Source organism: Chromobacterium sp. CCUG 30098, from assembly GCF_059916605.1.
The window spans coordinates 333,010-351,026 of record NZ_JAUCGS010000005.1; the positions used below are offsets into that span (position 1 = coordinate 333,010).

18 protein-coding genes and 1 pseudogene are annotated in these 18,017 nt (G+C 61.4%); 9 read left to right on the forward strand and 10 right to left on the reverse strand.

What is annotated here, in order from left to right; all coding sequences use genetic code 11:
• Positions 1–297 precede the first annotated feature (297 nt).
• Complete coding sequence (locus tag QUG03_RS13990) at positions 298–720, forward strand: hypothetical protein (protein WP_500820261.1); 423 nt, start codon at positions 298–300, stop codon at positions 718–720.
• 90 nt (positions 721–810) lie between these two features.
• On the opposite strand, the gene QUG03_RS13995 is transcribed toward QUG03_RS13990, so the two are convergent.
• A complete protein-coding gene (locus QUG03_RS13995; RefSeq protein WP_146176675.1) occupies positions 811–1,482 on the reverse strand; it encodes a UPF0149 family protein in 672 nt (223 codons plus the stop codon).
• Positions 1,483–1,575: 93 nt separating this feature from the next.
• Positions 1,576–3,264: an AMP-binding protein gene (locus tag QUG03_RS14000; RefSeq protein ID WP_500820262.1), complete on the reverse strand. Its 1,689-nt coding sequence runs from the start codon at positions 3,262–3,264 to the stop codon at positions 1,576–1,578.
• A gap of 147 nt (positions 3,265–3,411) precedes the next feature.
• On the opposite strand from QUG03_RS14000, the gene QUG03_RS14005 reads away from it, so the two are divergent.
• Positions 3,412–3,810, forward strand: a complete 399-nt coding sequence (locus QUG03_RS14005) for a MerR family transcriptional regulator (protein ID WP_107799948.1) — start codon at positions 3,412–3,414, stop codon at positions 3,808–3,810.
• A 119-nt stretch (positions 3,811–3,929) separates the two neighbouring features.
• On the opposite strand, the gene QUG03_RS14010 is transcribed toward QUG03_RS14005, so the two are convergent.
• Both QUG03_RS14010 and QUG03_RS14015 read right to left on the reverse strand, forming a co-directional pair.
• Positions 3,930–4,547, reverse strand: a complete 618-nt coding sequence (locus QUG03_RS14010; protein WP_500820263.1) for a nitroreductase family protein — start codon at positions 4,545–4,547, stop codon at positions 3,930–3,932.
• A gap of 45 nt (positions 4,548–4,592) precedes the next feature.
• Positions 4,593–5,476: pseudogene (locus QUG03_RS14015) on the reverse strand (EamA family transporter).
• Between the two features lie 129 nt (positions 5,477–5,605).
• Between QUG03_RS14015 and QUG03_RS14020 the strand changes: the two are divergent.
• The 4 genes from QUG03_RS14020 to QUG03_RS14035 all read left to right on the forward strand — a co-directional run bounded on the left by QUG03_RS14020 (position 5,606) and on the right by QUG03_RS14035 (position 10,617).
• Entirely contained in the window at positions 5,606–6,115 is a 510-nt protein-coding gene (locus QUG03_RS14020; protein ID WP_500820264.1) for a MarR family winged helix-turn-helix transcriptional regulator, read from the forward strand.
• A 498-nt stretch (positions 6,116–6,613) separates the two neighbouring features.
• The gene (locus tag QUG03_RS14025) at positions 6,614–8,284 is read left to right on the forward strand and encodes a sensor histidine kinase (protein ID WP_199225893.1); all 1,671 of its coding nucleotides are present in this window, start codon (positions 6,614–6,616) and stop codon (positions 8,282–8,284) included.
• Positions 8,278–9,006 carry a LytR/AlgR family response regulator transcription factor gene (locus QUG03_RS14030; RefSeq protein WP_048410449.1) on the forward strand — a complete coding sequence of 243 codons (729 nt, stop codon included), beginning with the start codon at positions 8,278–8,280 and terminating at the stop codon, positions 9,004–9,006. Before QUG03_RS14025 ends, QUG03_RS14030 begins: the two co-directional genes overlap by 7 nt.
• Positions 9,007–9,402: 396 nt before the next feature.
• Positions 9,403–10,617 (forward strand): L-lactate MFS transporter, encoded by a 1,215-nt coding sequence (locus QUG03_RS14035; RefSeq protein ID WP_500820265.1) that lies wholly within the window; start codon positions 9,403–9,405, stop codon positions 10,615–10,617.
• Positions 10,618–10,945: 328 nt separating this feature from the next.
• Here the strand turns inward: QUG03_RS14035 and QUG03_RS14040 are convergent, their stop codons facing one another.
• The 6 genes from QUG03_RS14040 to QUG03_RS14065 form a co-directional block, all read right to left on the reverse strand.
• A complete protein-coding gene (locus tag QUG03_RS14040) occupies positions 10,946–11,365 on the reverse strand; it encodes a hypothetical protein (RefSeq protein ID WP_500820266.1) in 420 nt (139 codons plus the stop codon).
• Between the two features lie 303 nt (positions 11,366–11,668).
• Positions 11,669–11,830, reverse strand: a complete 162-nt coding sequence (locus tag QUG03_RS14045; RefSeq protein ID WP_500820267.1) for a hypothetical protein — start codon at positions 11,828–11,830, stop codon at positions 11,669–11,671.
• A gap of 149 nt (positions 11,831–11,979) precedes the next feature.
• Positions 11,980–12,246, reverse strand: a complete 267-nt coding sequence (locus tag QUG03_RS14050) for a hypothetical protein (protein ID WP_500820268.1) — start codon at positions 12,244–12,246, stop codon at positions 11,980–11,982.
• Positions 12,243–12,803, reverse strand: a complete 561-nt coding sequence (locus tag QUG03_RS14055; protein ID WP_500820269.1) for a hypothetical protein — start codon at positions 12,801–12,803, stop codon at positions 12,243–12,245. Before QUG03_RS14055 ends, QUG03_RS14050 begins: the two co-directional genes overlap by 4 nt.
• Before the next feature lie 5 nt (positions 12,804–12,808).
• Complete coding sequence (locus QUG03_RS14060) at positions 12,809–13,369, reverse strand: PAAR domain-containing protein (protein ID WP_500820270.1); 561 nt, start codon at positions 13,367–13,369, stop codon at positions 12,809–12,811.
• A 363-nt stretch (positions 13,370–13,732) separates the two neighbouring features.
• Positions 13,733–14,182, reverse strand: a complete 450-nt coding sequence (locus QUG03_RS14065; protein ID WP_500820272.1) for a YaiI/YqxD family protein — start codon at positions 14,180–14,182, stop codon at positions 13,733–13,735.
• Positions 14,183–14,323: 141 nt separating this feature from the next.
• On the opposite strand from QUG03_RS14065, the gene QUG03_RS14070 reads away from it, so the two are divergent.
• From QUG03_RS14070 to QUG03_RS14080, 3 genes are all read left to right on the forward strand, one after another.
• Positions 14,324–15,493, forward strand: a complete 1,170-nt coding sequence (locus QUG03_RS14070; RefSeq protein WP_081547845.1) for an isovaleryl-CoA dehydrogenase — start codon at positions 14,324–14,326, stop codon at positions 15,491–15,493.
• 109 nt (positions 15,494–15,602) lie between these two features.
• Positions 15,603–17,201: a carboxyl transferase domain-containing protein gene (locus QUG03_RS14075; RefSeq protein ID WP_081547843.1), complete on the forward strand. Its 1,599-nt coding sequence runs from the start codon at positions 15,603–15,605 to the stop codon at positions 17,199–17,201.
• Positions 17,202–17,219: 18 nt separating this feature from the next.
• Positions 17,220–18,005, forward strand: coding sequence for an enoyl-CoA hydratase/isomerase family protein (locus QUG03_RS14080; protein WP_500820273.1), 786 nt, complete (start codon positions 17,220–17,222; stop codon positions 18,003–18,005).
• Positions 18,006–18,017: the final 12 nt, after the last annotated feature.

Below are 18,017 nucleotides of genomic sequence, written 5' to 3' on the forward strand. Positions count from 1 at the left end.
GACGGGCTTTTAACGCCCGGCCTGCGCCTTGACCGGGCAGCGGGCAACTGTGCACAATCGCTGCCGTGCCGTTCCTCGCGGCACCGGACTTGGCCGTCCGGCGAACTACACTGCGAACAAGCGCTTGAGCTTTGCGTTTGGATCGCTGCACTCGTGCGCGCTCACAATGGCGGGCCGGGTGGGGACACCTTAGCGGGTGTGCCGGAGTCGTGTAGTCCGGTCGGCCAACCCTGTTCGGTCTGCCACCTCCGCTTGGCCGTGGGGGTGGCAATGAAAAACCGCTACACGGAGGTGATTATGTCGATCAAAACCCCATCCCGCCGCCATTACCGTCCAGACCCGGACCCGACGTCCCGCGCGGAATTGCCGTTTGCAGCCAACGCGTCCAACCGGCGCGGCGTTCATTGCTGGCAAGTTCCGCCCATAGACGACCAACACGCCGCGCATTTGCTGGGCCGCGAATTCGCAGGACATTTCATCAAGTATCTGCAGGACAATCCCGACGACGGGCTGCGAAACCTGCTCGCCCAAATCGCCGCGGACATAGACTTTAGCGACGACAGCGCCGCCAAAGGCTATTGGGAAGGCTTCTTCAGCCTGCTTGAGCAAGTGCTGGCGCTGACCACCTCGCTGCTGGACGTATTCGATTACATCGACCGGCTCAACGCCCGGGAGGCCGCGGAACGCGCGCTAAAGCCCGCCACCGCGGCCGGTACTTAACAATTTCAGCAAGCGCCAAGGCGCGCCGGCATGAAAAAAGGAAGCCTCCCGGCTTCCTTTTTTTAACGCCCGGCGCAACGCGCGGGACAATCAGTTGCGGCCGCAGCAGGCCTTGTACTTCTTGCCGCTGCCGCACGGGCAGACGTCGTTGCGGCCCACTTTGTCGCCTTCGCGGCGCACGGTACTGGGCGCCTGCTCCTTGGCGCGCCAGTAGGTGTGGACCGCGGCCAGCGCTTCCAGCATTTCTTCCTTGTAGCCTTCCACTTCTTCGTCGCTGAAGGTCAGCAGGTCTTCGCCGTCTTCCTGCTCGAAAGCGCCGCCCAACACCAGCATCGGCATCATCAGGCTTTCAAAGCCCTCGTCCTCGTCGGCCACTTCGAACCAATCGGTGTCCACCACGTCCAGCGCGTAGAGGAAGGCGTTGGCCCACGGCCAGTAGTCCGGCTCGTCGCTGTCGCTGTCGTCTTCCGCGTACAGGATCAGATCCAGCTCATCGCCGGCCGCCAGCGCGGCGGCGGTGGCGTCGTACAGCTTCTGCAACAGGGTTTTCAGTTCCGCCGCGTCGTCCGCGTTTTCAAAGGCCGGCGCGTCGCCCAGCACTTCTTCCAGCCAGAAATCGGCGTCCACCGCGTCCGGACCGCACGCCAGCGCGGCGAAAAAGCCCTGCACTTCGTCCGGGCGCATGGTGCTGCCGCTGGCGGACAAGGGGGTCAGCAGGTTTTCCAGACGCAGCAGATCGGCGTCGTTGAATACGGTAGTCATGATGGATTCCTCAGCTTAAAGATCAGTCTGGCGGCATTGTAAGCCAAAAAGCCCCGGCAAGCCGGGGCTTTTGCTCCCATTGTTTGAGACGGGTCAGGCGGTTTTGCCGTCCGCCAGACCCAACTTCTCCTTCATCTTCTCTCGCATGACGAATTTCTGAATCTTGCCGGTGATGGTCATCGGGAAACTATCGACGAATTCGATGTAACGCGGAATCTTGTAATGCGCGATCTGCCCCTGGCAAAAAGCACGGATTTCGTCGGCGTCGGCGCTCTCGCCGTCGCGCAGCCGGATCCACGCGCACAACTCCTCGCCGAAGCGCTCGTCCGGCACCCCGATCACCTGCACGTCCTGAATCTTGGGATGGCGGTAGAGAAACTCCTCCACCTCGCGCGGATAGATGTTCTCGCCGCCGCGGATCACCATGTCCTTGACCCGGCCGACGATGTTGACGTAGCCGTCCGCGTCCATCTCCGCCAGATCGCCGGTGCGCATCCAGCCGGCGGCGTCTATCGCCTCCGCGGTCTTGGCCGGGTCGCCCCAATAACCGGGCATCACCGAATAACCGCGCGTGCACAACTCGCCGCTCTGGCCGCGCGGCGTGATGCGGCCTTCCACGTCCACGATCTTCACCTCCACGTGCGGATGGATGCGCCCCACCGTGGCCACGCGCTTGTCCAGCGGCGTGTCGGTGGCGCTCTGGAAACTCAGCGGGCTGGTCTCGGTCATGCCGTAGCCTATGGTCACCTGGCTCATATTGAGCTGGCTGGTCACCCGCTTCATCACCTCGATCGGACACGGGCTGCCGGCCATGATGCCGGTGCGCAGCGTGGACACGTCGTAATCGGAGAAGTCCGGCCGATCCAACACCGAGATGAACATCGTCGGCACCCCGTGCAGGCCGGTGCAGCCCTCCTCCTGCACCGTGCGCAACACCTCCTGCGCGTCGAAGCTCTCCGCCGGAAACACCATGGCCGCGCCGTGGCTCAGGCACAGCAAGGTGCCCAGCACCATGCCGAAGCAATGATAAAGCGGCACCGGGATGCACAGCCGGTCGTCCGGGCCGAAGGCCATCGCCGCGCCGGCGAAGTAAGCGTTGTTCAGGATGTTGTGATGGGTCAGGGTGGCGCCCTTGGGGCTGCCGGTGGTGCCGGAGGTGAACTGGATATTGATCACGTCGTCGAACTGCAGCGTCTCGCCCAAGCGCTGCAACCCGGCTTTCTCCTCGGCCGACGGCGCGGCCATCAGATCGGCGAAATTAAACATGCCCGGCGTGCGCTGCCGCCCCAGACGGATGACGATTTCCAGCTGCGGCATGGCGGCGGACTTGAGCCGGCCCGGCTCGCTGCCGGCCAGCTCCGGCAGCAGATCCGCCGCCATCGCCAGGTAGTCGCTGCTCTTGAAGCTGGGCGACAGGATCAATGCGCGGCAGCCCACCTTGCTCAGCGCGTATTCCAGCTCGGAGCGGCGATAGGCCGGATTGATGTTGACCATGATCAGCCCGGCCTTGGCGGTGGCGAACTGAGTCAACACCCATTCCGCGTTGTTCTGCGACCAGATGCCGATGCGGTCGCCGGGCTTGAGTCCCAGCCGGATCAGGCCGCAGGCCAGCCGGTCCACCTGCTCGCGCAATTCCTCGTAACTCCAGCGTATTTGCTGATGGCGCACCACCAGCGCTTCGCGGCGGCCGTGCTCGCGGCAGGTCTGGTCGAACAACTGGCCTATGGTCTGGCCGATCAAGGCTTGCGGACTGGCGCCGTGGACATAGCTGGGCAAGGTCATCGAATCTCTCTCTCCTGGTGGACGGTACGCATCGCTTTTGTTTTTTTCATTCATCCCACAAGTTGACGATTACGTAAACGTAAATCATGCTAGGGCTGAGAACGCGTTAAAAAAAAGCTACAATCGCCGCTTGCCCTGGAACACACCATGACCGAACCCGAATTCTTCAGCATCTCCGACCTGGCGCGCGACTTCGACGTCACCCTGCGCACCATCCGCTTCTACGAGGAACAGGGCCTGATAGAACCGCAGCGCGACGGCCGCCAGCGGGTGTTCAACCGCCGCGACCGCGCCCGGCTCAAGCTGATCCTGCGCGGCAAGCGCATCGGCCTGTCCTTGTCCGACATCCGCGAAATCCTGGACCTGTACGAGCAGGCCCACGACGAAGCCAGCCAGTCGCAAAAACTGCTGGACCTGGTGCTGGAACGCCGCCGCCTGCTGGAAGAACAGCGCCGAGACATCGACGCGGTGCTGGAAGAAATCACCCGCCTGGAAAGCCACTGCCGCACGGTGCTGGCGCAGCCGCCGGCCGCGCGCAGCGCCTGAGAACCTGTTTACGATCTGCTGCGCGTCGACGATACCGCGTTGGAACCGAGCTCAAAATGCTCATGTACCACGCGGACATTGAGCTGGCTCTCAAAACCAGTTCACGATCAAGCAGGCCATCAAGCCCACACCATCACCTCGGCCACCGGCCGACGCGGCTTCTGCGGCCAGTTGCCGGCCGCCGCCCTCCCCACCGTCACCAGCATCACCGGCAACTCGTCCGCGCCCAGGCCAAACTCCCGCGCCACCGCGGCCGCGTCGAAACCGCCCATCGCGCAACTGGCCAGGCCGCGTTCCTCCGCCGCCAGCAGCAAGACCATCGTCGCCAATGAGGCGGAACGGATCGCCTCGTCGCGCTGCGCGCGCGCGTCGTCCCGGTGGGCGTTCTCCGCCGCGCGCAGCCAGCTGTCGCCGACCTCCGGCGGCAGAATGCCGGCCTCCACCGCCGGCCGCAGCGACGCCTCCAGCCCGCGATGCGCGTTCAGCGTGCCGCAGCAGATGAAGGTCACCGCCGCGTCCGCCACTTTTTGCTGGCCGTAGCTGGCCGCCTGCAAACGGCGCTTGGCCTCGGCGCTGCGCACCGCGACGAACTTCCAGTTCTGCAAATGATAGGCCGACGGCGCGCGGGTGGCGGCGTTCAGCAACTGCTCGATCTCCGCGTCCGCCAACACATGGGAGGGGTCGAAGTGATTGGCCGACACGCGCTGGTCCAGCAGGGTTTGCAAAGCGCTCTTCATGAACAGACTCCTTATCTGATTGCTGCTGATTGATTCCATTACCGCTCAAGACCGCGCGCGCGCCGCGCCGGCCATGATCTGCTTCTCCGCCGGCGGCGGCGCGGCCATGCTGCGCTGCACCGCAAGCACGCTGGCCAGCACCGTGGCCAGGCCCGCCAGCTGCAAGGGCCCCAAGGCCTGCCCCAGCAACAGCCAGCCCAACAGCACCGCCGTCAGCGGGCTGAGCAGGCCCAGCGAGGACACCGCCACCGACGGCAGCCGCGCCAGCCCGCGAAACCACAATAAATAGGCCAGCAAGGCGCCGAACAGGCAGAGATAGCCGTACCCCAGCCACTGCGTCGCGCCCAGCGCCGGCAAGGCCGGGTCCAGCGCCCAGGCCAGCGGCGCCAGCATCAGCCCGCCCAGGGCCAGTTGCCAGCCGGTCAAGGCGGCGAGCGCCGGGTCAGATAAGTGCCGCTGGCCATCGCCACCGCGCCGCCCAGCGCCGCCAACATGCCGACACCGTCCCAGACCGCGCCCGGCGACAGCAGCAAGGCCGCCATGCCCGCCACCCCGGCGATGCCGGCCCAGGCGGCCACTCGCGCCGGGCGGCGGCCGTCCAGCCCCCAGGCCAGGCCCATCACCAGCAGCGGCTGGGTGGCGCCCAGCACCGCGGCCAGGCCGCCCGGCAAGCGATAGGCGGCCACGAACAACAGCGCCTGGAACACGCCGATGTTCAAGGCGGACAAGACCAGTAGACGGCCCCACTCGCCGCGCCGCGGCAAGTGGCGGCTGGCCAGGATCAACAACAAGCCGGCCGGCAACACCCGCAGCAAGGCGGCGGTGAACGGCCGGTCCGGCGGCAGCAGCTGGGTGGTGACGATATAGGTGGAGCCCCAGATCGCCGGAGCCAGCGCGGTCAACAACACATCGCTCCAACGGGAGGCCATCAGGCGCGCAGACATGGGCATTCCTTTCGCAATCGCTTATAATCGCATCGAAAACTGACTTGAATTCAAGATAACATTGCCTTGAATTCAAGACAAATAAAATCTTGAATTCAAGATAAAGGAATGCGCATGACGCAACAGAACGCCGGCGACGCCGTGGACGCCATCCTGGCGCAATGGCACCGGGAACGGCCGGACCTGGACGTGGCGCCGATGGGCCTGATCGGCCGGCTGCGCCGCTGCTCCGTGCTGCTGCAGCACAGGCTGGACGCCACTTTCGAGCAATTCGGCCTCAGCGGCTGGGAGTTCGACGTGCTGGCCACGCTCAGACGCGCCGGCGCGCCGCACAGCCTGGCGCCCACCGCGCTGTTCTCCTCGCTGATGATCAGCTCCGGCACCATGACCCACCGGCTGAAAGTGCTGGAAAGCAAGGGCTGGATCGAACGCGCCGCCTGCGCCGAGGACGCGCGCAGCACCCTGGTGCGCTTGACCGAGAGCGGGCTGGAACTGATAGACCGCGCCGTCACCGCCCACGTGGCCAATGAGCACGCCATCCTGTCCGGCCTCAACCAGCGCAGCCAGGACGCGCTGGACCGCAAGCTGGCGGAGTTGCTGGCAGCGCTTGAACCACGCCCTTAAGATGCCTGTTCAAAGCGCGGCGAGTAAGAATGAGATAAGGCGTTGTGGCTATTGAATCCGCTTCGCGGATGATGATTTAGGGCCGGTTCCGCCCGGCAAACGGAAAGGGAGATTTGCGCGGCCAAATCTCCCTTTACCCTAAAGGCCGCCCTGCAAGCCAGGCCTCCGGCTCCCCGTCGGGGCCCGTCAGGCCCGAGGCGCGGCTGAACTCGCGATTTGCTAACGTCAAATCGCTCAAACAAAGCAGCCGCTTAAAACCTCGGGCCTGCCACCCGACGGCAGGCTTGAAGGGACCAGGGGCGCATCGAATCCATGGTTTCCTGCGTATCTGCGCAATGCATCAACCTACGTACAACAGCCGTGATCCGGCCCATAAGAGCTGCTCCCGTCATGACGCCCGCCTAATCTGCGCCCGCCTGCGGCCAAAGCCCGCCGCATGGCTTAAAATCAGGGCTTGAGGCCGGCCCCAGCGGGCGCGGCCGCTCCACTCCCGACGCCATGATAGAAAACCAAGCCATGCTGCTGGCGGTGTTCGAACGGGCGGCGCTGATGTTGATGGCGCTGTTCTTCCTCACCCGCACCCGCCCGTTTCAACACCTGCTGCGCAAACAGGACCACAGCCCGGCCGAACTGGCGGCGGTGTCGCTGCTGTTCTGCCTGTTCGCCGTGTTCAGCACCTATACCGGCATTCCGGTGGACGGCTCCCTGGTCAATGTGCGCATCATCGCCATCCTGTCCGGCGGCATCCTGTTCGGCCCCTGGGTGGGGATACCGGCCGGCATCGTCTCCGGCCTGCACCGCTACCTGATCGACATCAACGGCTACACCTCGCTGCCCTGCCTGATCTCCAGCGTCTGCGCCGGCCTGCTGGCCACCTGGATACACTGCCGCGCCGACCGGGGGAGGCTGTGGCTGTACGGCATCCTGGCCGGCATGCTGTGCGAAGGGCTGACCATGGGCCTGATCCTGCTCTTGACCGAGCCGGCGGTGGGCGTGCCCATCGTCAGCCACATCGCCTTCCCGATGATTGTCGGCACCGTCTGCGTCGGCCTGATCATCAAGCTGGTGCAAGACCTGAACGACGAAAAAGAACTGCTGGCCGCGCGCCAGGCCAAGCTGGCGCTGACCATCGCCAACCGCACCCTGCCCTATTTCCAGAACCTGGACCGCGACGCCATGGTCCAGGTCTGCACCGTGATCCGCGACCAGCTGGACGCCGACGCGGTGGCCATCACCAACACCTCGGACGTGCTGGCCTATGTGGGCCTGGGCAAGGACTACTACGAGATGGACGAGCACTCCGCCATCGGCGCCATCACCCGCCAGGCCATTGCCGGCGACCAGATCATCATCGAGAACAATCTGCAGCAATACCACCTGGCGGACTTCCACTCGGTGATCATCATCCCGCTGCGCGAAAAGGCCGGCGTCAGCGGCACCCTGAAAATCTTCTACCGCAAGAGCCACGGCATCAGCACGCCGCTGCGCGAAGTGGCGGTGGGCCTGTCCCAGCTGATCTCCACCCAGATGGAAGTGTCGCGGGTCAAACAGCTGGAAGAAATGGCGCGCAAGGCGGAATTCAGCGCGCTGCAAAGCAAGATCAACCCGCACTTCCTGTTCAACGCCCTGAACGCCATCTCCTCGCTGATCCGCATCCAGCCGCAGCAGGCTCGCCAACTGATCGCCAACCTGGCGGACTACCTGCGCTACAACCTGTCGCTGGGCGACCGGCTGATCGACATCCAGGAAGAACTGCAGCAAGTGCGCGACTACGTGGCGATAGAGCAGGCGCGCTTCGGCGCCAAGCTGACGGTGGACTTCGACATCGACGACGTGCACGTGCGCATCCCCAGCCTGCTCTTGCAGCCGCTGGTGGAAAACGCCATCCTGCACGGCATCCAGCCGCGCAAAGAGCCGGGGCGGGTCAGCATCGCGGTCAAGCGCGACGGCGCCAAGGTGCATGTCTGCGTGCGCGACACCGGCTACGGCGTCAGCCAGGAAGTGCTGGACGGCGTGGCCGCCGGCACGCTGTCCAGCCGCAGCATCGGCCTGAGCAACGTCAACCAGCGGCTCAAGCTGCTGTACGGCGAGGGCTTGCGGCTGACCCGGCTGGAGCCCGGCACCGCCGTCTGTTTCGACCTGCCCGCCGCCGAGGAGCCGACATGCTGAAAGCCCTGATCGTGGAAGACGAATACCTGGCGCGCGAAGAGCTGGCCTATTTGATCCGCGAACACAGCCGCATCGACATCGTCGCCAGCGTGGAAGACGGGCTGGAAGCGTTCAAATTCCTGCAGGAACACGAGGTGGACGTGGTGTTCCTGGACATCAACATCCCATCCATAGACGGCCTGCTGCTGGCCAAGAACCTGCACAAATCGTCGCGGCCGCCGCGCATCGTCTTCGTCACCGCTTACAAGGAGTTCGCGGTGGAAGCGTTTGAGGTGGAGGCCTTCGACTACATCCTGAAGCCTTACAACGAGGCCCGCATCATCAATCTGCTGGCCAAGCTGGAAGCGCAGACGCCGCCGGCCGCCGCCGCGCCGGCCGAAGCCCCGGCCGCCAGCCGCACCGTCAACCTGGTCAAGGGCGACAGCATCATCGTCACCCCCTGCGAGCAGATCTACTACGCCGAGGCCGACGAGAAAGTCACCCTGGTCTACACCGCGCACGACCGCTACGTGATGTCGATGAGCATCAGCGAATTCGTCGCCCGCCTGCCGGCCGACAGCTTCTTCCGCTGCCACCGCTCCTACTGCGTCAACATCCACAAAATCCGCGAAATCGCGCCCTGGCTCAACAGCACCTACATCATCAAGCTGTACGACCTGAAAGCCGAGATTCCGGTCAGCCGCAGCAATATCAAAGCCTTCCGGCAGTTGATGCATCTTTGAGCGTTGGTCGCCCGAGCGGCGCATCAAACCGGCTGCCAGCCGGCTCCTGAATAAGAACCTGTTCATAATCTGCTGCGCTGCGGCGATACGGCGTTGAAACCGGCTTCGAAATGCTCATGTACCCTATATACACTCCGCTTTCTCAGCCGTTTTCGCCTTGTCTCGCTCTGGCTCGCAAGATTTTGAACAGGCCCTAAGGCCAGACATTCCATTGGCAAGCCGGCTTGGCAATGGAAATGCCATCCACTCACGCGCGCCATTTTCAGGGCCTGCAACTGGTTCGCCGCCGTCTGCACTTCATTCCGCGCTGCCTGCATCTCATGCCGCCGCCGCGCCCCCTACATAAGCACAGGCTTATAGTCACACCAACAGTAATGACTTTAAGCGAGCAGCGCCATGAACGCCTCAAACACCATCCGCTACCGTACCCTGGCCGGCACCGTCCTCACCCAATTCGCTCTGGGCTCCGTCTACACCTGGAGCCTGTTCAACGCCCAACTCTCCGCCAAGCTGTCCGAGCCGGTCAGCCAGGTGGCTTTCGCCTTCGGCCTGCTCAGCCTGGCGCTGGCGGTGGCCTCCTCGCTGGCCGGCAAACTGCAAGAACGCTTCGGCGTGCAGCGCGTCACCCTGGGCGCCGGCCTGATGCTGGGCCTGGGCTTCTTCCTCACCGCCCAAGCCAATAATCTGGTCATGCTCTATCTGTGCGCCGGCGTGCTGGTGGGCCTGGCCGACGGCGCCGGCTACCTGCTGACGCTGTCCAACTGCGTCAAATGGTTTCCGGAGCGCAAGGGCCTGGTGTCCGCCTGCGCCATCGGCGCTTACGGCCTGGGCAGCCTGGGCTTCAAATACATCAATCTGGCGCTGCTGGCCCGCTTCAGCCTGGAAACCACCTTTGAGCTGTGGGGCCTGATCGCCATGGCCATGGTGGTGGCCGGCAGCCTGCTGATGCGCGACGCGCCGCAGCAGCAAGCCGCCGCGCAGCAGAACGCCAGCCATGACTACACCCTGGCCGAGGCGATGCGCCAACCGCAGTACTGGATGCTGGCGCTGATGTTCCTGACCGTGTGCATGAGCGGCCTGTACGTGATCGGCGTGGCCAAGGACATCGGCGAAAGCTATGTGCACCTGCCGGCGCTGACCGCCGCCAACGCCGTGGCGGTGATCGCGGTGGCCAATCTGTCCGGCCGCCTGGTGCTGGGCATTCTCTCCGACAAGATGCCGCGCATCCGGGTGATCACCATCGCTCAGATTGCCGCGCTGGCCGGCATGCTGACCCTGCTGTTCGTGCCGCTGAACGCCACTCTGTTCTTCCTGGCCATCGCCTGCGTCGCCTTCAGCTTCGGCGGCACCATCACCGTCTACCCGTCGCTGGTCAGCGATTTCTTCGGCCTCAACAATCTGACCAAGAACTACGGCGTGATCTATCTGGGCTTCGGCATCGGCAGCATCGTCGGCTCCATCGTCGCTTCGCTGTTCGGCGGCTTCCTGGCCACCTTCCATCTGATCCTGGCGCTGTTGATCGTCGCGCTGCTGTTCTCGCTGACCATCCGTCAGCCGGGCAGCAGCAAGGAAGCGGAGTTAGAAGCCGAGCCGCATCTGGGCAAGGCCTGATTCCCGCATCGCTCTCTGCAACGCCCCCGCTTTGGGGGCGTTGTTGTTTGATTGAATCCGCTGCGCGGATGATGCTTTGCATTGCCGGGGTTAGCGACGGGCAGGAAGGTAGCTTTGCGCAGTCGGTATAGACCAGTCACTATGTAACCCTAATCCAGCAATGGAATACCCAGAATGGACGTTGTTGCAACACCAGCCGCTGGAGTAACCTTTAACATTTTCATCTTAAAGTTAAACTCAATCACTCATACCACCTCCTTTCAGCAGGCAAAAAAAAATGCACCCCAAATAGAGTGCTCAAATATCGCATGATCAATTTAACTTAGCATTACGCTTCACCAAAAAGCCACGCCTTATTAAACGGATCATAAATTGCAAACTGACTCCCCACCAGTCCTTTCAATTCTTCCCCACGCACAGACATTGTTTCTGGCATCAGAGAAAGCGCTTCTTCCGCTGCCTCTTCTAGCTTTATATAGCTCCAATTATTCATTTCAAAGTACAAGTCAGAAACTTCATCCGGACAATCAACTTTATTGTAACAATCATTGATATGATCAATCACTTTTGAACTAATTTTAAGGGTTGCTTTCTTTTCCTGGCTTAATAGACTCACATCAAATGCGAACTGCTGAACCTCACAAAGCATGAAGGGATAGCCCTCTTCACTCACAACGATCTTTCCCTGATGTACCACATAAGCATGATTAATTGCCAAGTGCAGCGGCGCGCCCCAAACATCAGCCACCGTATATCTAAGCCTCTGAAATCAAAGGGGACAAACAGTTCTCCATTTGAAATACTTCGATAGGAAATCATGGCATCCAAGGCATTCAGATACACTGCGAGCATTGAGATGTTTTGTATTTTCGTAAATAGGATGCTGGGGAAGCGCTCTCCACCCACTTTCTCAGGAAAGACTACGCCCTCCGCATCAGATAGTGCGACCAACTGGACATTACAGTCAAACAGCATTTGTGCTTTCACTGGAGTGAGGCTCACCTTCCCCTCCCTTCTCCTAATGGTTTAAACGATTAGGATCCTTCATCCTTCACTGTTGAATCCAACCAACGCCCTTTTCTGGGCACATCAAGATTAGCTTTTTATACCACAACAAATCTGCTGTTGGCTCACCAAATAAAAGACTATTCTCATTTATAAAAAACCGCTTATCTCCATTTTTGATTTTAAGCCCAACATCAATCAATTCCATAGAAGAGTAAACATTTTTCCTCATTTTTTACTTGACAAACTTCAACCTCCATCTTCTCACCTCAAAATCTTGGGTATTGAAATTAAAAGTAGATAGTCGTTACCCCTGCCGAGGCTATTGCAACCAGCGCATTAATAAAAAGTGGCTTTTCATTCCTTCAATGAAAACTCCATCCAATCTGCTGTCCAGCCGTCCCTACTTCCACAGCGTACTTGTTTGAATAAATAAACCTTGTTTTGTTGTTCTCCAACAAACTCGCACTCATCCCCGGCCATAAGCACAAACGCAATATCACTCCCACCATCTGTAGCTGTTTTGTAAACGGTTATAGATTTCTGTGCCACATAAATTTTATTAGTCTCAATTGTGCACCCCACCAAAATTGATGACAAAATAAAAATACAAAAAAATCTCATGGAGCTGACACTTTTTTAGGATACATGTTTTTCTTAACAAATCGATTCGACTTTCCAACAACAGCGAGAATTTCAGCAGGGGTAACAGAATAGGGTATCCATCTAGGGTCATGGGCCAAAATGTTTATCATCTCCAAAACATCTTCCACGTTAGAAGAGCAGCTGTTAGAGAAAAGGCTATACTTGTCATTCACTGCAACCCTTCGCTCCAGTTCTCTCTTGACAATATTTTTTTCGCGACTCGAAACAGACAATAAAAGCCCAGCCGAATCCCTATAAGAGTTTCTGGAAATATAATCACTATATGTAGTGGTAAAGTACACGCTAGTAGAACGCGAATATACTTTACCGTCTATTACAATAGCAACATGCCCCCACTGTGAGCCCAAGCTTAAAAGGCGAGAATCGCTAACAATTACCTCTATCAGTTCCCTCTTTAAAAATATCTTTTTGGCTTCTGTGTTATCTATCGGTGTGGTTGAGCGCTTGGCAATCAGAAAAAGCTCTTTACCGCTCTTTGGTTCTATTACGCATTGATTTGGGGGTGAGTTAGCCATTTAGTTTAGCCTTCCAAGTAGATGTTTAGTTCTTCCGATTCAACCTCGTTCGAAGTAATATGGGTATGCCCATTTTCATCAGTTACACCATACTCTAAATCACCGCCTTCTCTAAGGATCGCATACTTTTGAAAGGCTGCGGGCTTTCCTGTCTGCTGATCAATGACTTGGAATCTATCACTAAACAGGGAGGCTGCTGCGGCACCAGTACTTGAGAGCACCTCTTGAAATGGGGGCTGAACAGTAGCCACGCCATCTGAATGAATGCTCACCGACTGTTTGTAAGAAGTATTTATCAGAACAGGAAGCCGCTCGCACTTGCAGGCTACATAGTCGCCACTCAGCGCCACATCTACGCCGTTAAATTTAGGAATCCACGAAACGCGGGGAGAGGCCGCAATAATCTTTCCAGGGCTTCCACACAGTCCACAAGTTGCCAAGCCTCCAATTAGAGCTACCGGCCTTGTGCCCCCGTCGCCGGGATTAGCACGAACCTTGGCTGTCGCTTCGACTACGACCCCACCACTTGAAGTCGGATCGCCCTGTAATATCCAGTATCGTATCATCTTCAGCTAGGCCAAAAATGTTATGCCCCAAACATTGTTAGCATATTCACATTTAAAGGATACTGTCCAAAATGGCAGCACAGCCGCCTTCGTCCCAAATAGGCCCGCGGAAGTTCTAACTTTTATATCAAGTTATCAGACACTTCATTTAATGAATATCTAAATCAGCGATTGAATAGGTTGATGGCGCTGTATTTCAGGGGGCTCGGCCAAATTCCCCTTTCCGTTTATTCCCTCGTGACACAGCGCTTGCCTCGCTCGGTCACAGCGGAACCGGCCCTAAATCATCATCCGCGCAGCGGATTCAAACCCAGGAAAATGGTAAATGCGGCGTTGAAGGTGGGGAGGCTAACACCAGCCGCCTCAGCCCCGCCACTTGGCCAGCCAGATATCCAGCTGGCGGGCGAAAGCCTGACGGTCCGCCTGGCTCAAAGGCGGCGGGCCTTCGGTCTGCACGCCGCTGGCGCGCAGCGTGTCCATGAAATCCCGCATCGTCAGCTGCGCGGCGATGGTGTCCGGCGAATACACGTCGCCGCGCCAGTTCAGCGCCTGCGCGCCCTTGCCCAAGGCCTCGGACGCCAAGGGGATGTCGCCGGTGATCAAGAGATCATTCGCCGCGATGCGGCGGACAATCTCGTTGTCCGCCACGTCAAAACCCTTGGGGACTTGCAAGGCGCGGATATTGGGCGCTTTCGGCACCGTCAATAGCTGATTGGCGACAAACACCAGCTCCACGCCGGTGCGCTGCGCCGCCCGGCACAATGTTTCGCGGATCACCTTGGGGCAGGCGTCCGCGTCCACCCATATCGTCATTGTCTGTTCTCTGCATGCAAACCCGGCCATGATAACGGTTTCACGCCGGTTTCCGTCGTCGCCATGTTGACGCTTACGTAAACGTAAGTAATGATAGAGCATATCACGCGAATTACGCGCGCCCATCAGAGGAGAGAAACCATGTACAGCAGCCTGCGCTTCGCCTTTGGCGACACCTACGACATGTTGCGTGAAACCGCGCGCGACTTCGCCCAAAGCGAAATCGCCCCGCGCGCCGCCGACATCGACCGCGACAACCTGTTCCCGGCCGATCTGTGGCGCAAGTTCGGCGACCTGGGCCTGCTGGGCATGACGGTGGACGAGCAGTACGGCGGCACCCAGATGGGCTATCTGGCCCATATGATCGCGATGGAAGAAATCAGCCGCGCCTCCGCCTCGGTGGGGCTGTCCTACGGCGCGCACTCCAATCTCTGCGTCAACCAGATCCACAAGAACGGCAACGACGAGCAAAAGCGTCGGCTGCTGCCCAAGCTGGTGTCCGGCGAGCATGTCGGCGCGCTGGCGATGTCCGAGCCCAACGCTGGCTCCGACGTGGTCAGCATGAAGCTGAAGGCCGACAAGGCCGACGGCGGCTATCTGCTCAACGGCAGCAAGATGTGGATCACCAACGGCGGCGACGCGGACGTGATGGTGGTCTACGCCAAGACCGACGTCAGCGCCGGCGCCAAGGGCATCACCGCCTTCATCGTGGAGCGCGGCTTCGCCGGCTTCAGCCACGGCAGCAAGCTGGACAAGCTGGGCATGCGCGGCTCCAACACCTACCCCATGTTCTTCGACAACTGTTTCGTGCCGGACGCCAATGTGCTGGGCGGCGAAGGCAACGGCGTCAAGGTGCTGATGAGCGGCCTGGACTATGAGCGCGCGGTGCTGGCCGCCGGCCCGCTGGGCATCATGCAGGCCTGCATGGACATCACGGTGCCTTACCTGAACGACCGCAAGCAGTTTGGCCAGGCCATCGGCGATTTCCAGCTGATGCAGGGCAAGCTGGCGGACATGTACGTCAAGCTGTCCGCCAGCCGCGCCTATGTCTACGCGGTGGGCCAGGCGCTGGACCGCGGCGAAACCGGCCGCCAGACCCGCAAGGACGCCGCCGGCGCCATCCTGTACGCGGCGGAGGGCGCCACTCAGATGGCGCTGGACGCCATCCAGTGCCTGGGCGGCAACGGCTATATCAATGAATACGCGACTGGCCGCCTGCTGCGCGACGCCAAGCTGTACGAGATCGGCGCCGGCACCAGCGAAATCCGCCGCTGGCTGATAGGCCGCGAGCTGATGGCGGAAACCCGGTAATCGCGGCGGATACAGTGCCTGATGCCGCGTTGCGCTTCAGCCCCACCCGGCAAGCCCAATGCTCACTGACCGCACGCTTCGTCGACGGCGAATGACAAGGTAAAACGATATGCCCATCCTCGAATCCAAACTCTCGCCGCGCGCGGCGGATTTCCAGGCCAACGCCGACAAAATGCGCGCGCTGGTGGCCGATCTGCGCGACAAGGTGGCCAAGGCCGCGCTGGGCGGCGGCGACAAGGCGCGCGCCAAGCACGCCGCCCGCGGCAAGCTGCTGCCGCGCGAGCGCATCGATCTGCTGCTGGACCCCGGCGCGCCCTTCCTGGAACTGTCCCAGCTGGCCGCCTTCGGCATGTACGACGACGACGCGCCCGGCGCCGGCCTGATCAGCGGCATCGGCCGCGTCGCCGGCGTGGATTGCCTGATCATCGCCAACGACGCCACGGTCAAGGGCGGCACTTATTACCCGATGACGGTGAAGAAGCATCTGCGCGCCCAAGAGATTGCGCGCGACAACCGTCTTCCCTGCGTCTATCTGGTGGATTCCGGCGGCGCCTTCCTGCCCTTGCAGGACGAGGTGTTTCCGGACCGCGAGCACTTCGGCCGCATCTTCTACAACCAGGCCAATCTGTCTGCCGCCGGCATTCCGCAGATCGCGGTGGTGATGGGCAGTTGCACCGCCGGCGGCGCGTATGTGCCGGCGATGTCGGACGAAACCGTCATCGTCAAGGAACAAGGCACCATCTTCCTGGGCGGCCCGCCGCTGGTGAAGGCGGCCACCGGCGAGGTGGTGACGGCGGAGGAGCTGGGCGGCGGCGACGTGCATGCCCGCGTGTCCGGCGTGGCCGACCACCTGGCGCAAAACGACGCCCACGCGCTGTCCATCGCCCGCCGCATCGTGTCCGGCCTCAACTGGCGCAAGCAGGGCGAGCTGGACCGCGCCGAGCCGCGCCCGCCGCGCTACGCGGCCGAGGAAATCTACGGCGTGATCCCGGCGGACCCGAAAAAACCCTTCGATGTGCGCGAGATCATCGCCCGGCTGGTGGACGACTCCGAGTTCGACGAGTTCAAGCAAAACTACGGCGCCACCCTGGTCACCGGCTTCGCCCGGCTGAACGGCTACCGCGTCGGCGTCATCGCCAACAACGGCATCCTGTTCTCCGAGTCCGCGCTCAAGGGCGCGCACTTCGTCGAGCTGTGCTGCCAGCGCGGCATTCCGCTGCTGTTCCTGCAGAACATCACCGGCTTCATGGTGGGCAAGAAGTACGAGAACGGCGGCATCGCCAAGGACGGCGCCAAACTGGTCACCGCCGTGGCCTGCGCCCGCGTGCCCAAGTTCACCGTGCTGATAGGCGGCAGCTTCGGCGCCGGCAATTACGGCATGTGCGGCCGCGCTTATTCGCCGCGCTTCCTGTGGATGTGGCCGAATAGCCGCATCTCGGTGATGGGCGGCGAGCAGGCGGCCGGCGTGCTGGCTCAGGTGAAGAAGGAACAACTGGGCGACGCCTTTGGCGCCGAGCAGGAAGAGGCGCTGAAAGCGCCGGTGCGCGAGCAGTACGAACGTCAGGGCCACCCCTATTACGCCAGCGCGCGCTTGTGGGACGATGGGGTGATAGACCCGGCGCAAACCCGCGAAGTGCTGAGCCTGGCGCTGGAGGCGGCCTTGTCCGCGCCAGTGGAAAGCACCCGCTTCGGCGTGTTCCGGATGTGACGGCGAAAGGCGATACCGATGAGCTACACCACGCTTGAAATCGAACACAGCGGCAAGACCGCGACGATCTGGATGAACCGGCCGGACGTTCACAATGCGATGAACGAAACCCTGATCGCCGAGCTGACCGCCGCCTTCACCCATCTGCAATTGCAGGCGGACTGCCGCGCCATCGTGCTGGCCGGCCGCGGCAAGAGCTTTTCCGCCGGCGCGGACCTGGACTGGATGCGCCGCGCCGCCGGCTACGGCGAGGAGCAGAACCTGGCCGACGCGCAGCGGCTGGCGGCCATGCTCAAGAGCATCTACCGCAGCAAGAAGCCGGTGATCGCCCGCATCCACGGCGCGGCGCTGGCCGGCGGCACCGGCCTGGCAGCGGTCTGCGATGTGGCCATCGCCACCGAGGCCGCCAAGTTCGGCCTGACCGAGGTGAGGCTGGGCCTGGTGCCGGCCACCATCGGCCCTTATGTGGCCGACGCGATAGGCTGGCGTCAGGCGCGGCGTTATTTCCTGTCCGCCGAGCGCATCGACGCCGCCACCGCGCTGCGCATCGGCCTGGTGCACGAGCTGGTGCCGGCGGAGGCGCTGGACGCGCGCGTGGCCGACATCGCCGAGGCAATGGCCCAGGGCGCGCCGCAGGCGCTGTCCTCGGCCAAGGACTTGCTGGCCATGCTGCGCGAGGGCTCGCCCTGGGACGATCAATTGCTGGAGGACACCGCCGGCCAGATCGCCAGCGTGCGCGCCGGCGCCGAGGCGCGCGAGGGCCTGGCCGCCTTCTTCGAAAAACGCGCGCCGAACTGGTCATGACACGAACAAGAA

Bases quoted from the DNA above. Each gene is read 5' to 3' on its own strand.
- QUG03_RS14020 (WP_500820264.1), top strand. From the start codon at position 5,606: ATGACGCAACAGAACGCCGGCGACGCCGTGGACGCCATCCTGGCGCAA.
- QUG03_RS14060 (WP_500820270.1), bottom strand. From the start codon at position 13,369: ATGATACGATACTGGATATTACAGGGCGATCCGACTTCAAGTGGTGGG.
- QUG03_RS13990 (WP_500820261.1), top strand. From the start codon at position 298: ATGTCGATCAAAACCCCATCCCGCCGCCATTACCGTCCAGACCCGGAC.
- QUG03_RS14035 (WP_500820265.1), top strand. From the start codon at position 9,403: ATGAACGCCTCAAACACCATCCGCTACCGTACCCTGGCCGGCACCGTC.
- QUG03_RS13995 (WP_146176675.1), bottom strand. From the start codon at position 1,482: ATGACTACCGTATTCAACGACGCCGATCTGCTGCGTCTGGAAAACCTG.
- QUG03_RS14065 (WP_500820272.1), bottom strand. From the start codon at position 14,182: ATGACGATATGGGTGGACGCGGACGCCTGCCCCAAGGTGATCCGCGAA.
- QUG03_RS14010 (WP_500820263.1), bottom strand. From the start codon at position 4,547: ATGAAGAGCGCTTTGCAAACCCTGCTGGACCAGCGCGTGTCGGCCAAT.
- QUG03_RS14050 (WP_500820268.1), bottom strand. From the start codon at position 12,246: ATGAGATTTTTTTGTATTTTTATTTTGTCATCAATTTTGGTGGGGTGC.
- QUG03_RS14030 (WP_048410449.1), top strand. From the start codon at position 8,278: ATGCTGAAAGCCCTGATCGTGGAAGACGAATACCTGGCGCGCGAAGAG.
- QUG03_RS14070 (WP_081547845.1), top strand. From the start codon at position 14,324: ATGTACAGCAGCCTGCGCTTCGCCTTTGGCGACACCTACGACATGTTG.
- QUG03_RS14025 (WP_199225893.1), top strand. From the start codon at position 6,614: ATGATAGAAAACCAAGCCATGCTGCTGGCGGTGTTCGAACGGGCGGCG.
- QUG03_RS14075 (WP_081547843.1), top strand. From the start codon at position 15,603: ATGCCCATCCTCGAATCCAAACTCTCGCCGCGCGCGGCGGATTTCCAG.
- QUG03_RS14005 (WP_107799948.1), top strand. From the start codon at position 3,412: ATGACCGAACCCGAATTCTTCAGCATCTCCGACCTGGCGCGCGACTTC.
- QUG03_RS14000 (WP_500820262.1), bottom strand. From the start codon at position 3,264: ATGACCTTGCCCAGCTATGTCCACGGCGCCAGTCCGCAAGCCTTGATC.
- QUG03_RS14080 (WP_500820273.1), top strand. From the start codon at position 17,220: ATGAGCTACACCACGCTTGAAATCGAACACAGCGGCAAGACCGCGACG.
- QUG03_RS14045 (WP_500820267.1), bottom strand. From the start codon at position 11,830: ATGGAATTGATTGATGTTGGGCTTAAAATCAAAAATGGAGATAAGCGG.
- QUG03_RS14055 (WP_500820269.1), bottom strand. From the start codon at position 12,803: ATGGCTAACTCACCCCCAAATCAATGCGTAATAGAACCAAAGAGCGGT.